16 protein-coding genes are annotated in these 13,078 nt (G+C 76.6%); 7 read left to right on the top strand and 9 right to left on the bottom strand.

Annotated elements, in window-relative coordinates:
- The first annotated feature begins 44 nt into the window (after positions 1-44).
- Positions 45-926: a TrmB family transcriptional regulator gene (locus ACQP04_RS19795; RefSeq protein WP_433502047.1), complete on the top strand. Its 882-nt coding sequence runs from the start codon at positions 45-47 to the stop codon at positions 924-926.
- A 6-nt stretch (positions 927-932) separates the two neighbouring features.
- Here ACQP04_RS19795 and ACQP04_RS19790 read toward each other — a convergent pair whose 3' ends face one another.
- From ACQP04_RS19790 to ACQP04_RS19775, 4 genes are read right to left on the bottom strand one after another with little or no spacing between them, the layout of a single operon-like run.
- Positions 933-1,928: a zinc-dependent alcohol dehydrogenase gene (locus tag ACQP04_RS19790; RefSeq protein ID WP_433502046.1), complete on the bottom strand. Its 996-nt coding sequence runs from the start codon at positions 1,926-1,928 to the stop codon at positions 933-935.
- Between the two features lie 41 nt (positions 1,929-1,969).
- Entirely contained in the window at positions 1,970-2,728 is a 759-nt protein-coding gene (locus ACQP04_RS19785) for an SDR family NAD(P)-dependent oxidoreductase (protein WP_433502045.1), read from the bottom strand.
- A 1-nt stretch (position 2,729) separates the two neighbouring features.
- Complete coding sequence (locus tag ACQP04_RS19780; protein WP_433502044.1) at positions 2,730-3,518, bottom strand: sugar phosphate isomerase/epimerase family protein; 789 nt, start codon at positions 3,516-3,518, stop codon at positions 2,730-2,732.
- Positions 3,511-4,206: a ThuA domain-containing protein gene (locus tag ACQP04_RS19775; RefSeq protein ID WP_433502043.1), complete on the bottom strand. Its 696-nt coding sequence runs from the start codon at positions 4,204-4,206 to the stop codon at positions 3,511-3,513. Before ACQP04_RS19775 ends, ACQP04_RS19780 begins: the two co-directional genes overlap by 8 nt.
- Positions 4,207-4,446: 240 nt before the next feature.
- Between ACQP04_RS19775 and ACQP04_RS19770 the strand changes: the two genes are divergently transcribed.
- Positions 4,447-4,740, top strand: coding sequence for a hypothetical protein (locus tag ACQP04_RS19770; protein WP_433502042.1), 294 nt, complete (start codon positions 4,447-4,449; stop codon positions 4,738-4,740).
- A 6-nt stretch (positions 4,741-4,746) separates the two neighbouring features.
- Here the strand turns inward: ACQP04_RS19770 and ACQP04_RS19765 are convergent, their stop codons facing one another.
- Entirely contained in the window at positions 4,747-6,132 is a 1,386-nt protein-coding gene (locus ACQP04_RS19765) for a GAF domain-containing protein (RefSeq protein ID WP_433502041.1), read from the bottom strand.
- A gap of 129 nt (positions 6,133-6,261) precedes the next feature.
- Complete coding sequence (locus ACQP04_RS19760) at positions 6,262-7,509, bottom strand: hypothetical protein (protein WP_433502040.1); 1,248 nt, start codon at positions 7,507-7,509, stop codon at positions 6,262-6,264.
- A 294-nt stretch (positions 7,510-7,803) separates the two neighbouring features.
- Between ACQP04_RS19760 and ACQP04_RS19755 the strand changes: the two genes are divergently transcribed.
- The 4 genes from ACQP04_RS19755 (at position 7,804) to ACQP04_RS19740 (ending at position 9,614) form a co-directional block, all read left to right on the top strand.
- Positions 7,804-7,992: a hypothetical protein gene (locus ACQP04_RS19755; protein WP_433502039.1), complete on the top strand. Its 189-nt coding sequence runs from the start codon at positions 7,804-7,806 to the stop codon at positions 7,990-7,992.
- Between the two features lie 191 nt (positions 7,993-8,183).
- A complete protein-coding gene (locus tag ACQP04_RS19750; RefSeq protein WP_433502038.1) occupies positions 8,184-8,624 on the top strand; it encodes a MarR family winged helix-turn-helix transcriptional regulator in 441 nt (146 codons plus the stop codon).
- A gap of 7 nt (positions 8,625-8,631) precedes the next feature.
- Positions 8,632-9,117 (top strand): MarR family winged helix-turn-helix transcriptional regulator, encoded by a 486-nt coding sequence (locus ACQP04_RS19745; RefSeq protein WP_433502037.1) that lies wholly within the window; start codon positions 8,632-8,634, stop codon positions 9,115-9,117.
- Between the two features lie 215 nt (positions 9,118-9,332).
- Positions 9,333-9,614, top strand: a complete 282-nt coding sequence (locus tag ACQP04_RS19740; protein WP_433502036.1) for a hypothetical protein — start codon at positions 9,333-9,335, stop codon at positions 9,612-9,614.
- Between the two features lie 103 nt (positions 9,615-9,717).
- Here the strand turns inward: ACQP04_RS19740 and fmdA are convergent, their stop codons facing one another.
- The 3 genes from fmdA to ACQP04_RS19725 form a co-directional block, all read right to left on the bottom strand.
- Positions 9,718-10,971 carry a formamidase gene (gene fmdA, locus ACQP04_RS19735; protein ID WP_433502035.1) on the bottom strand — a complete coding sequence of 418 codons (1,254 nt, stop codon included), beginning with the start codon at positions 10,969-10,971 and terminating at the stop codon, positions 9,718-9,720.
- Between the two features lie 40 nt (positions 10,972-11,011).
- The gene (locus ACQP04_RS19730; protein ID WP_433502034.1) at positions 11,012-11,665 is read right to left on the bottom strand and encodes an AmiS/UreI family transporter; all 654 of its coding nucleotides are present in this window, start codon (positions 11,663-11,665) and stop codon (positions 11,012-11,014) included.
- 88 nt (positions 11,666-11,753) lie between these two features.
- A complete protein-coding gene (locus tag ACQP04_RS19725) occupies positions 11,754-12,035 on the bottom strand; it encodes a zinc ribbon domain-containing protein (RefSeq protein ID WP_433502033.1) in 282 nt (93 codons plus the stop codon).
- 196 nt (positions 12,036-12,231) lie between these two features.
- Between ACQP04_RS19725 and ACQP04_RS19720 the strand changes: the two genes are divergently transcribed.
- Positions 12,232-13,038 (top strand): enoyl-CoA hydratase-related protein, encoded by an 807-nt coding sequence (locus ACQP04_RS19720; protein ID WP_433502032.1) that lies wholly within the window; start codon positions 12,232-12,234, stop codon positions 13,036-13,038.
- Positions 13,039-13,078: the final 40 nt, after the last annotated feature.

Here is a 13,078-nt window from a genome sequence, read left to right as displayed (position 1 = left end):
CGGGGGAGTCCCGGGCCGCACGGTCCGGATGGGACGATGGCCACATGTCCCAGCAGAGCGTGATCGAGGAGCTGCAGCGCCTCGGGATGTCCGGCTACGAGGCGAAGGCCTACGTCGCCCTGGTCGCGGCGGGGACCCCGTTGAACGGCTACGAGGTCGCCAAGCGCTCCGGCGTCCCGCGCTCCACGGTGTACGAGACGCTCGCGAAGCTCGTCGCGCGGGGCGCGGCGTACGAGGTCCGGGCGGGGGAGGGCGTCGGGTACATCTCGCTGCCGCCGTCCGCGCTGCTGGACCGCCTGCGCCGCGAGTTCGACCAGTCGATCGACGCCCTGAGCTCCGCGCTCCCGCAGGTCGCGGCGCCGTCGCAGGTGCGGTTGGTGCACAACCTGTCCGACCGGGAGTCCCTGCTCGCCCGGGCGGAGGACGTCGTGGCCGCGGCACGCACCGACCTGTTCCTCTCCGGCTGGCCCGCCGAGATCGCGCCGCTGAAGAGCACGGTGCGCCGGGCCGACGCGGAGGGCGTCGAGGTCACCGTGGTGACCTTCGGGGAGGACCCCGAGCCCGTCGGCACCACCTACCCGCACCGGTTCTCCTCGCCCGAGGTGGTCCTGGAGAACCTCGGCTGCCGGCTGCTGGTGGTCGCCGCGGACCGCGAGCAGGCGGTGATCGGCGGGGTCGTGAACGGGGACGCGTGGGGGGTCTACACCGACGATCCGGCCGTCGTGCTGGTGGCCGTCGAGTACGTGCGGCACGACATCGCCATGCACCTGATCGCGGAGAAGTTCGCGCCGGAGGACTTCGAGACCTTCTGGAAGTCCGATCCCGCGCTGCGCAAGCTGCGCGCCGACCACGGCATCCCGGCCGCCCTGCTGGCCCGCGGGCCGGGCGGGGCGTCGGCGCCGCCGCGCCGCGGGCGCCGCGCCTGACCCTGTTCACGGCGTCACCAGGACCTTCACGACGTCCTCGGGGTGCTCGATCGCGTACCCGAAGGCGCCGGCCACGTCGGCGAGCGGGACCTCGCGGCTGACGAACCGGGCCACCGCCGCCCGCTGCGCGGCGACGACCTCGAGGGCCTCGGGGAAGAGGCCGGCCCGGGCGCCGACGATCGTCACGCCCTCGAACAGCACCCGCGGTACCGGCACCACGAGATCGTGCGCGGCGACCCCCACGACCACGAGCCGCCCGCCCCGCCCGGTCCCGGCCAGTGCGGCGTCGAGCCCCGGCCGCGTTCCGGACGCCTCGAACGCGACGTCGGCGCCCTCGCCGCGGGTCCAGTCCGCGACCGCGTCCGGGTCCGGTGCGGTGACCCGCTCGGCCCCCAGTTCCGCGGCGAGCGCGCGGCGGGCCGGGACCGGGTCGCTGACCAGCACCGCGTGCCCGCGGGCGGCGGCGGCCACGGTGATCGCCAGCCCGATCGGCCCGCCCCCGACGACCGCGAGCCGCTCGTCGCCGCGCAGCTCGGCCCGGGCGAGCGCCATCGCCGCGATCGAGAACGGCTCGACGAGGGCGGCCTCGACGGCGGTCAGGCCGCCGGCGCCGTGGAGCTGCCCGACCGGGACGACGAGCCGGTCGGCCAGGCCGCCCGGCAGCGCCACCCCGAGCGCGCGGAAGGAGGCGCACGCCGGCCAGGCGCCGCGGGTGCAGGGCCGGCAGCGCCCGCAGGGGATCGCGGGGTCGACGGTGACGGTCTGCCCGACCTGCAGCGGGCCGTCGTAACCGCGGGGGAGCGCGGCGAGGGTGCCGCCGACCTCGTGGCCCTGGCGGAGCGGGAAGCCGGTGTCGTGCCGCTCGCCGAGGAACATGTGCAGGTCCGTGCCGCACAGCCCCACGGCGCCCACGTCGACGACGGCGTCGTCCGGGCCGGGATCGGGGTCGGGCACCTGCTCGACCCCGATCGTGCCGGGGGCGGTGGTCACGGCGGCGCGCATCGGCCGGGCCTCCTCGGGGTGTGCGGCGCTCGGGGCCTCGGCTAGGCGTTCGTGACGCCCAGGCTCAGGCCGCCGTCGATCGTGAGCACCGCGCCCGTGGCCCACTCCGCGGCGAGCAGGTACTCCACGGCCTCGGCGACCTCGTCCGTGGTGCCCGGGCGGCCGAGGGCGTGGGCGGGGCCGAGGGACTCCATGCGCTCGGCGGCCTGGGCGTCGTCGAACAGCCCGGCGCGCTGGTTGATCTCGGTGAGCACCCCGCCCGGCCGCACGCACCCGACCCGCACGCCCTGCGGCCCCAGCTCCGCGGCGAGCACGCCGGTGAGCGTCTCGAGGGCCCCCTTGGTGGCGGCGTAGGGGGAGGCGCCGGGGAAGGCGCGCTGGGTGTGCACGGAGCCGAAGAACACGATCGCGCCCCGGGACTTCCGCAGGTGCGGCAGGGCGAGCCCGCTGAGCAGCATCGGGCCGATCGTGTTGGAGGCGAAGACGGCGTGCAGCTCCTCCTCGGTGAGCTCCTCGAGCGCGCCCCGGTACATGTTCCCGGCGCCGTGCACCACCGCGTCGAGCCCGCCGCCGTGCGCCACCGCCGCGGCCACCATGGCCTCCCGGTCGGCCGCCACGGTGACGTCGCCGACCACCCCGTGGGCGCCGGCGGCGGCCGCGACGGCCTCGACCTTGGCGGCACGGCGCCCGGAGAGCGTGACCCGGGCGCCCGCCTCGGCCAGGCGGTGCACCACGGCCTCGCCGATGCCGGAACCACCCCCGGTGACCAGCACGGACATGCCGTCGATCGGACGACCCACCTCAGCTCCCTCCGGTGACGACCGCGGACGCGGCCTTGCGCAGCAGCACCGCGCGGTCGAGCGGCGCGTGCTCGGCCGCGAGGACGTCGGACTGCACCTCGACGGCGAGCGGCACGCCCGCCGGCAGCGCGGCGAGGAACCCCGCCAGGTCCAGCACCCCCTCGCCGGGCGGTACCCGGTCGTGCCGCGCCTCGTGCGCGAGCAGCTCCGCGGACTCGTGGTGCGAGCCCGGCCCGACGTCCGTCAGCTGGGCGTAGCCGACGAGCTCGGCCGGCCACGGTGCGTCGAGGGGTTCGCGCATGCGCTGCAGGTGCAGCACGTCGGGAAGCACGGCGGTGCCCGGCACGGCGCGGGCGATCCGCTCGGCGGCCGCCCGGGACCGGACTGCGGTGAAGGCCATGGGCTCGAGGGCGACCCGGGTGGCGGAGCCGGCCAGGATCTCGGCGAGCGCGGCGACCGACGCCGTGGTCCGCGCCTCGTCGGGGTCCTCGGAGACGGTCAGCAGGAAGGCCGCGTCGAGGACGGCCGCGGTGTCGGCGAGCCGGCGGTCCGCGTCCGTGACGCCGGCGGGGCCGAGCCGCACCACCTCGACGTCGAGCAGCCGGACACCGGTGCGCCGCACCGCGTCGGCGACCGCCGGCGCCTGCGCGCGGGGATCGGTGAACCGCACTCCGGCCAGCGGGAACCCGGCCTCGGCGGCGCAGCGGACCACGCCGTCGGGCGAGAGCTCGAGGACGCTGCCCGCCGAGAGCGACAGCGTGGGGGACGACGGCCCGGCGGGGTCAGCCACGGGTGGTCCAGCGCAGGGCGCGGCGCACGATCTCCCGGTGCGCGGGGACCTCGTAGGAGGGCGGGTGGTGGCCGAGGGCGTCGTAGACGACCCGGCCGCCGCCGTGCTCGCGGGCCCACAGCAGCGGCCGCGGCGGCCCGTCCGTGCCCGGCGTGGCCGCGTGCAGCAGGCCGGTGACCTGCCGCGTGCGCAGGTCGCCGTACACCTCGTCGACGATCGCGAAGTCGTCGACGCCCGCGACGAGCGGGTGCTCCGCCGCCACCGTGACGGCGACCTCGGGGCCGAGCGGCGGGTGGTGCGAGTGCCCCCACTCCCAGTGGCCGCCCAGCGCGTCCCCCCACTCCGGCCAGTCGTCGAAGCAGATGGCGGCGGTGTGCATCCCGAGGACACCGCCGCCCGCGGCGAGGTGCGCGGCCAGGGCCTCGCGGGCCACGGGGGAGGGGCTCGCGCCCTCCTCGGCGGCGCGGTCCCGGTAGCGGTCCGGGGTCCCGGGGCCGGTCATGGACCACCGCAGGGCGTTGACGACGAACAGGGCCGCACCGGGCAGCGCCTCCAGGGCCGAGTCGACACCCGCCGTGCCGGTGTGTACCTCGACGGCGAACCCGGCCTCGTCGAGCAGGGTCTCGAGGCAGGCGGTGGTGGCGGGGAAGTCGTGGGTGAGCCCGCCCGACAGCACCACCGCGCGCACGGCCCACCTCCGCGTCGTCGTCCAGCTGTCGTCCACTCGTCGTCACAAGGCTGACGACTACTGGGACCCTAGCGGGGCGAGGGCCCCGGATCCAGCGCCGCGGCGCCCTCGCCGGGGCGTGCCCGGGTACCGGCTCAGGGTCCCCCCGGCCCTGCCGGGAGGGCCGGTGGTCCCTGTCGTCGGCCTGCCGCGTCGGTCAGGCTTCCGCCGTCCGCTGCACCGGCGGCGGGAGGAGGTCCGATGCGCGAGCTGTCCGAGCCGGTGCACCCGAGTCGGGTCGCGGCCGAGCGGGCCGCCCTGCTCGTGCGGCTCTGCCTGGACCTGGACCGGCGGGGCGCCCCGCCGGCCGCCCGGCTGGCCGCCCTCGACCAGGCGCGAGCGGCCGTCGCGACGGTGCCGCCGGGACGGATCCGGGACCGGCTCGCCACGGTGTGCGACATCCTCACCGACCTGCACCGCGACGACACCGCCGAGGCCGTGCGCGCCGCGATCGTCCGGGCCCGCGCGGCGCTCGGCCAGCCCGCCGCGGGCTGACGGGCCTCAGCCCACCCGGGGGTCCTCCGGCCGGTCGAGGTCGAACACGCTCGACCCGATGCCGCGGGCCACGCGGTCGAGGCGGTCCGCCTGGGCGAGCAGCTTGGCGCGGTGCACCGACGAGGTCACGCTGCCGGCGAGGCCGGTGAGGTCGGTGGCCACGGCGAGCAGCTCGGTGATGACCGAGGTGTTGAGGTCGTCGGCGATCCGGTCCCGGTCGTCGAGCCTGCGGCGCAGCTCCTGCTCCACCCGGACGCGGGCGTAGGCGGCCACGAGGCCGGCGTGCCCGGCCAGCGAGGCGACGGCGTCGAGGTCCTCCCGCCGGTAGGGCTCCCGGCCGCGGCGGCGGCACACCGCGAGCGCGCCCCGCGGGGCCCCGGCCGCGGTCAGCGGCGCCAGCAGCGCGGGCCCGACGTCGAGCCGGCCCAGCGGGATCCCGCCGAGCCGCGGGTCCGCGCGGGCGTCGGAGCTCGCCACCGCCTTCCCGGCCATCAACGCCCGGCCGGCCGCGCTGTCCCGGGCCCGCAGGCGGGTGTTCTCCACCTCGGCGAGGGAGTCGCCCTCGGCCACCGCCACCAGGAACTCGCCGGCGCCCTCGGCAGGCACCAGCAGAGCCGCCCCGTCGCTGTCGCTGAGGTCGCGCAGCGTCGCGACCAGGCCCTCCAGCACCTCGGCGGGCTCCTCGCCGGCGAGCAGGTCCGTCGCGACCTGCGTCGACGCGGCCTGCCAGGCCTGCCGGCGCCGGGTCTCGGCGAACAGCATGGCGTTCTCGATCGCCACCGCGGCCGACGTCGCCAGGGCCTGGACCAGCTCCTCGTCGTCCGCGCTGAAGCCGCCGCCGGCCTGCCGGTCGGTGAGGTAGAGGTTGCCGAACACCTCGCTGCGAACCCGGATCGGCACCCCGAGGAAGTTGGTCATCGGTGGGTGCCCGGGCGGGAACCCGGCGAAGCGTGGGTCGTCGTGCAGGGACGCGAGCCGGATCGGGTGGGGATCGTCGATCAGTACGCCGAGCAGGCCCTCGCCGCGCGGCGGCCGGCCGATCGCGCGGACCGTCTCGTCGTCCATGCCCTCGTGCAGGAACTCGACGAGGTGGCCGTCGGCGCCGAGCACGCCGAGCGCGGCGTAGCGGGCGCCGACCAGCGCGCGGGCCTCGGTGACGACGCGCTGCAGCACGACCGGCAGCTCGAGGTCCGCGCCCACCGCACGGTGGGCCCGGAGCAGGCCGCGCAGCCTGCCCTGGCTCGCCATGACCTCCTCGGCGCGCTCGACGATCTGCTCCAGGAGCTGGTCGAGCTCGAGCCGGGGGACGTCGACGAAGCCCAGGTCGGCATCCGGGTCGTTGTCGCCCGGCCCCCCGAGGCCGTTGCCGTTCTGCGGCCGCACCTGCACCACCGGCCGTCACCACCCGTCGCGTCGAGAGGTTCCCACCGACCGCTCGGGGGCACGGCCCGTGCGGCGAGACGTCCCACTATGGGCCCGGTGGCGGGCGCTGTCCAGACGCCCGCCCGGTGCGCCCCGGGCTCAGGACCAGCGGCCGCCGTCCCACTCGTCGTCACCGTGGGTGTCGGCGTACCGGTACTCGTCGTCCCACGAGTCGTCCCAGCGGTCGTGCCGGCCCCCGTCCCACGTCCTGTCGTAGGTCCTCTCCCAGGTCCCGTGCCGGGTGTCGTGCCCGGTGTCCCGATCGTCCGCGTCGCCGGGCGGGCGGGGAATCGGGGCCTCTGCGGGAGGGCGGGGCGGAGTCCGTGGAACCTCGCGGGAGCCGGGGTGCGCGGAGGCCCGCAGGGCCCGGGTGACCTGGGCCTGTGCCCCCGCCACGGCCTCGGCCAGCACCGGGATCACCACGGGCGGCGCGGGCAGCACGGTGGCGTCCCGAATCCCGGCCGACGCCGGCTCGGCCGCCCCCGCGGCGGCCGCGGCCGGGGTGGCGGGCGCCGGGGCGACGGGCCCGCCCGGGCCGAACGCGGGTCGGCCGACGACCACCGCGACCGCGGCACCCAGCGCCGCGACCACCGCGACCCGGCGGTGCGCCGTCGGCCGGGCGGGCCGCGCGGGCCCGGGGTCGCCGACCCGCCCGCACTCCCGGACCAGCCCGGCGGCGAGCCCGGCGGCGGTGGGCCGCGCGGCCGGGTCGGCGGCTGCCGCGCCGGCCAGCAGCGCCGCGACCCCCGCGGGCACCCCGGGCGCGGCCCGGCCCCACGAGCGGCGCGGGAGGCAGCGGTGGAGCAGCCGGCCGAGCTGGGCGACGTCCGCGGCGGCGCGGGCGTCGAAGGCGGTGGTGCCGTACGCCGCCTCCGGGGGCCGGTGGACGCGGCCGAGCAGGTGCGCCTCGCCGCCGCGGTCGAACCGCACCGCGTCCGGCTCCACCGCGCCGTGCGCCACGCCGTGGGCGTGCAGGTAGGCCAGGGCCTCGGCGACCCGGGTGCCGGCGGCCAGGAGCGCGGGCACCGACAGGGTGCGCCGGGTGGTGGGGTCGGCCAGCGACGGGCCGTCGACGAGCTGGGTGACGACGAAGTGCCCGTCGCCGCAGCTCCCGACGTCGTACAGCGCGGCGAGGTTCGGGTGGTGCAGCCCGGCCACGGCAGGACCGGTGGGGGAGGGCTCCAGGAGCTCGACGACGATGGGGCGGCACAGCACGTCGTCCCAGGCGCGGTAGAGACGCCGGCGCCGCCCGGAGCCCAGGCGGGCGTCGAGCCGGTACCGGTCCGGCAGCCCCGCCGGCCGCTCCGGTTCCCCCGCCTGCCGCACGACGTCACTGGTCGTGGCCACGCGCGTACCCCCCGTCGGCAGCCGGCCACCTGCGGACGCGCGCATGGTGGCCGTGCCGGTCGCGGTCCCCGGGCGCCGTGCCGGCCCCTGCCGGCGGCGCCCCTGTCGGTTCCCGCGTACCCCCGATTTCCCCCGGACTACCCCGCCCCGTGCCACGCACACCCTTCCGCACCCCACCGCGCGGGGGCAGGGCCGAAAGTCACGGCCCCGGGCGTGACGGGACGTCCGACCCTGGTGGGGGTGCGCAGGGGCCGGGCACGATCGCCCGGCTCGCCGGTCACCCAGGAGGTCACGATGCCGTCCGCACCGCACTCCGCGCCCGTCCCGGGCCGCTGGCCGAGGTCCGGCCACACGCACACGACGGGCTGCTACTGGGACGTCCAGGTGTGCTGCTGGCACTGTCCGCCCGCCACCGCCGAGCCCGTGCCGCCGCCGGCGGTCGACGCCGTCCCACCGGCCGAGCCCGCCGTGGCCCCGGTCTGACGCCGGCGGGGCCGCGCGTCCACCGCGGGCCGTGCCGGTCCGTGCCGGTCCGTGCCGCCCGCGAGGAGGAGGCCGTGGGGCCGTCGGTGGAGGTCGTGGAGGCCGGCGAGGAGCTCGACCGGCTCTCCGCGGTGCCCGACCGTCACCCAGCTTTCGCTAGGAAACCTAGCGACCGGCTAGGGTGCCGCGCCATGAGCACGGACAACGAGGTCGCCCGCGCCGTCCGCGACCTCGTGCTGGCCGGGGACCGGTACCGCGGGGCGGTCGGCCGGTCCGCGGGCCTGGGGGCCAGCGGGGTCAGCACCCTCGCGCTGCTCTTCCTCGAGGGGCCCGCCACGCCGGGCGCCATCGCACGGCACCTCGGGATCACCACGGCGTCGGCCACCCAGCTGCTCGACCGGCTCGAGGCCGCGGGCCACGTCCGCCGCCGGCCCAACCCGGCGGACCGCCGCTCCTGCCTCCTCGAGCTCGAACCCGTCGGCCGGCGGTACGTGGCGGCGACCTACGACGACTTCGCCGAGCGCATCGGCCGGGCGGTGGCCGGGCGTTCCCACGCGGAGATGGCCGCCGTCGCGGGGTTCCTGCGCGCGGCCAGCAGCATTCTGGCGGGCCCGGGTGCCGTCGCGGGGTGAGGACGCCGTGCGGACGCTGGCGGAGCGGGTGCGCGAGCTCGTCGTCGCGACCGACGAGTACCGGCGCACGATGGCGCAGGCCGCCGGGGTCGGCATCCACGAGGCCACGACCCTGGGCGAGCTGCTGCACCGCGGCCCGCTGCCGCCGTCGGCCATCGCCCGCCGCCTGGGCATCGCCTCGGCCAGCGTGACCTCGCTGCTGGACCGCATGACGGTCGCCGGCTTCGTCGAGCGGCAACCCAACCCGGTGGACCGGCGCAGCGTGCTCGTCGTGCTCACCCCCGGCGGCCGCTCGACGATCAGGGCGATGTTCGACCTGTTCACCGACGACGTCGAGCAGGCCGTCCGCACGGCGGAACCCCGGTACGTCGCCGAGTTCGCCCGGGCCCTGGGGCGGATGGCACCCGCGCTGCGGGCACGCGCGGCCGACCGTGCCGCCCTGGAGGAGGAGCTCACCCGCCGCACCCGGCGCCCGGACGGGACCCGGGGATAGCCGCAGGAACCGGACTTCTCGCGCACCGAACATCTCCGCCGGGAGTTGCGCCGTCCGGCGGTGGACCGCGCGCGGGGCGGGAGGGTGGGATCGGGCCACCCCAACGGCGAGTACCCCGGCGGTGACCCGTGCCCGATTACCGTCCCGACGACCCCGGTGGCGAGCTTCGCGCCCGCGCCGACGCACGGCCCCTCCCGCCCGGTCCCGTGGACCGGGTGGACGACCCCCTCGACCGGCCCAGCCGCCGGCGCGCCTCGATGCCGAACGACCAGCGCGTGCGGCTGCGCAGGGCCGCCCTGCTCGCCCCGGAGCGGTTCCCCGGCCCGGTCGGCGAGCTGCTCGCCCGCGAGCTGCTGATCTGGGAGGACTTCGGGCACCGCTTCGGCGCCCACGCCCTGGTCGCGCGGCTCGTCGAGGAGATCCTCGAACCGACGGTCCGGGCCGCCGTGCCGAACACGGCGTCCCCCGCCGAGCCCAGCGGCGGCACCGCCGCCTGAGCCGCGCACGGACCGGGGCCGCGCACCCCAGCCTGCGCGGCCCCGCCCCCCACCCCGCCCGGGTCCGGCCCGGGCGGGGTGGGGACGCCCGGGCCGGTGCGGGTCAGGCGCGTGCCACCGGCACGCCGGCACCCGGGTCGACCTTGTGCGGCTCGCCCTTGCCCGGGCGCACCTCGAAGTCGAAGATCTCCGTCGGCAGGTAGACCGTCGAGCACGAGTTCGGGATGTCGACGACGCCGGACAGCCGGCCCTCGATCGGCGCCGCACCCAGGATCATGTAGGCCTGGATGTCGGAGTAGCCGAACTTCTGCAGGTAGTCGATCGCGTGCAGGCAGGCCCGCTGGTAGGACAGGTGCGAGTCCAGGTAGCGCTGCTCGCCGCCGAGCGTCACCGAGGTGCCGGAGAAGGCCAGCCACTCGCTGTACTGCGGGTCCGTGCGGCCCGGCATGAACAGCGCGTTCTCGGACACGCCGAAGGTGTCCATCCCGCCCTTGATCACGTCGACGCCCAGGTCCATGAACCCGCCCATCTCGATGGCGCCGCAGAAGGTGATCTCGCCGTCGCCCTGGGAGAAGTGCAGGTCGCCCATGGACAGGTTCGCGCCCTCCACGAACACCGGGTAGAAGATCCGCGAGCCCTTGGTCAGGTTCTTGATGTCCTGGTTGCCGCCGTTCTCGCGCGGCGGGGCGGTGCGGGCGGCCTCGCGGGCCACGCGGTCGAAGTCGTCGCCGCCGAGCGAGCCGAGGATCGCCGAGTCCGGGTTCGGCGGCAGGGCCAGCGGGGGTACGCGGTCCGGGTCGGTGTCGATCAGGGCCTGCTCGCGCGCGTTCCACTTGCGGAGCAGGTCGTGCGACGGCGCCGTGCCCATCAGGCCGGGGTGCACGATCCCGACGAAGGACACGCCGGGAACGTGCCGGGAGGTGGCCACGCCGCCCCGGAAGTCCCAGATCACCTTGTAGGCGTCGGGGAACTGCTCGGTGAGGAAGCCGCCGCCGTTGCGGGTGGCGAACACGCCCGTGTAGCCCCAGCCCTGCCCGGCGAGCGGGCCGGAGTCCTCCTGCGGGATGGGCCCGACGTCGAGGATGTCGACGATCAGCAGGTCGCCGGGTTCCGCGCCCTCGACCGAGATCGGGCCGCTCAGTACGTGCACGCTCGGCAGCGGCGCGTTGAGGATGTCGTCGGCGGAGTCGTTGTTGTGGATGGCCCCGTCGAACCACTCCCGGCAGTCGACCCGGAAGGTGTCGCCCGGCTTGGCCCGCACCAGCGCGGGGATGTCCGGGTGCCAGCGGTTGTGGCCGACGATCCGCTGCTCGGTGAACCTCTTCATCGAGTCCAGGGGGAAGACGACCTCGGGCATGGTGGTACCTCGATTCGTGTGCCGGCGGAACGGGTGCGGATCAGGGTGAGACGGCCGCGCCGCGGTCCTGCGGCGTGCGCTCCGTCGGTGGGGTGGTGTCCGCGCTCGGGCGGGTCAGGCGCGGGTAGAGCAGGCCGAAGACCACGACGGCGAACACGGCGAGCCCGATGGCGGTCCACCCGGCCGAGTAGCCCCACCAGCCGTTGAGCAGCACGAACGCCGGGATCGCTCCGGTCACCCAGCCCTGGATCGCCGCGACCGCACCCGTGTAGCGCCCGATCCTGCCGACCCCGCGGCCCAGCAGCGCGTAGAACAGTGCCCACAGGAAGGCCCAGTAGAGCCAGATGACGCCGAAGACGGGGTCGCCGAGCTTGACGAAGTTGAGCACGGAGTACCCGATCGCGCAGATCGCGACGAACAGGGAGAAGTAGCCGACCCCGGTGCCGTCGAGCCCACCCCAGAGGTTGCACGCCACGTAGAGGTAGGTGAAGCCGAACAGGTACAGACCGGAGGCGTTGAGCACGATCGTCGGGTCACCGGCCGCCGTGAAGATCAGGTAGGTCGGGGTGACGACCTGGAGCAGGCCGACGAAGAGGTTCAGGGGTGCCGCGGACTTGGCCTCGACCCAGCCGAGCAGCATCGCGCCGTTCAGGAAGAGCACCGCTCCGACGTACAACAGGCCGACGCTGGCCATGAGATCTCCTCTCCGGGCAGGGCGGACCGCCCCGCGTCCGGTCCGGTCGTCCCGGCCGTGTCGTGGGGCGGCATGCCCGCCGGGCGGGTCAGGGGCGTGGCAGGCGCCGCTGCGCCGGGGTCGGCGCGACCGTGCGGCCGCCGGGCCTGCCGGGTACGCGGGTGACCACTTCCGGCTCGGTGCGGCTGCGCTCCGCCAGGTCGATCGCCTCGACGGCCGCCCGCGGTGCGAGGGAGACCATCGGCGCGGTCCAGACCCGGCGCATCGGCAGGCCGCACACCGGGCACGGCGCCACGGCGGGCGCCAGGCCGAAGCCGCGGCGGACGTCGACCGTGCCGTGCTCCTCGCACCGGAACGAGTACGTGGTCACCAGGTGTCGCTCCTTCCCGCTCGACGGGACGCCGAGAGTTCCAGTGCTCCCACCTGGCGCATCCGGGCGGAGGGCCCGGCACCGCCGGGCCGTTGGTCCCTGGGCCGCTCACCCCGGACGCCGTCCGCGGCCTCCTAGGCTCGGGCGGGGCGGTCCGCCCGGGCGCCCGTGACGACGATCGGAACGAGGTGGCCGAGTGCCCCGGTTCGAGGGGTCCGAGCACGTGCTCGTGTCCCGGCCCGAGCCCGGCGTGGCCGTGCTGGAGCTGGCCCGCGGCAAGGTCAACGCGATCGACCACGCGTTCTACGCCGAGCTCGGGGAGGTGTTCGACGCCGTCTCCGCCGACGAGGAGATCCGATGCGCGGTCCTGACGGGCCGCGGCCACGTGTTCTGCGCCGGCAACGACCTGCGGGACTTCGCGGCGATGGACGCCCGACACGGCGAGGAGCACATGCGGACGGTGCGGCGCTGCTTCTCCGCGCTGCTCGAGTGCGCGGTCCCGGTCGTCGCCGCCGTGAACGGGCCGGCGCTGGGCAGCGGGCTCGGCCTGGTGGCGTCGTGCGACCTCGTGGTGGCCTCCGAGCGCGCCACCTTCGGCCTGCCCGAGATGGGCGTCGGCGTGCTGGGCGGCGGCCGCTTCACCGCGCGGATGCTCCCGCAGCAGGCGGTGCGGCGGCTGTTCTTCACCGCCGAACCGGTCGACGCGGCCACCTTCCGGGACTGGGGCGCCCCGGCCGAGGTCGTCGCGCACGAGGAGCTGCTGCCCGCGGCGCTGCGGCTGGCCCGGTCGGTCGCGGCCAAGGACCGCCACGCCCTCACCCTGGCCAAGCAGTCGCTCAACGGCTGCGAGCCGCTCGACCTCGAACGCGGGTACCGGCTGGAGCAGACGTTCACCGTGCGGCTGTCCGAGCACGCGTCGTCGAGGGATGCGGTGGCCGGGCGGATGGCGGAGCTGGGCATGGCGGGGCCGAACACCGCGGACCGGGGCACGGCGGGGCCCTGACCTGCCACGACCGGGTGGTCCACGGTGGCCGCCCGGCCGC

This window comes from Pseudonocardia halophobica, assembly GCF_050948485.1.
Lineage (GTDB): Bacteria > Actinomycetota > Actinomycetes > Mycobacteriales > Pseudonocardiaceae > Pseudonocardia > Pseudonocardia halophobica.
This window is presented reverse-complemented; position numbering and strand designations above follow the sequence as displayed.

Coding starts and splice junctions, on each gene's coding strand:
- ACQP04_RS19795 (WP_433502047.1), top strand. CDS start 45: ATGTCCCAGCAGAGCGTGATCGAGGAGCTGCAGCGCCTCGGGATGTCC.
- ACQP04_RS19790 (WP_433502046.1), bottom strand. CDS start 1,928: ATGCGCGCCGCCGTGACCACCGCCCCCGGCACGATCGGGGTCGAGCAG.
- ACQP04_RS19770 (WP_433502042.1), top strand. CDS start 4,447: ATGCGCGAGCTGTCCGAGCCGGTGCACCCGAGTCGGGTCGCGGCCGAG.
- ACQP04_RS19755 (WP_433502039.1), top strand. CDS start 7,804: ATGCCGTCCGCACCGCACTCCGCGCCCGTCCCGGGCCGCTGGCCGAGG.
- ACQP04_RS19750 (WP_433502038.1), top strand. CDS start 8,184: ATGAGCACGGACAACGAGGTCGCCCGCGCCGTCCGCGACCTCGTGCTG.
- fmdA (WP_433502035.1), bottom strand. CDS start 10,971: ATGCCCGAGGTCGTCTTCCCCCTGGACTCGATGAAGAGGTTCACCGAG.
- ACQP04_RS19730 (WP_433502034.1), bottom strand. CDS start 11,665: ATGGCCAGCGTCGGCCTGTTGTACGTCGGAGCGGTGCTCTTCCTGAAC.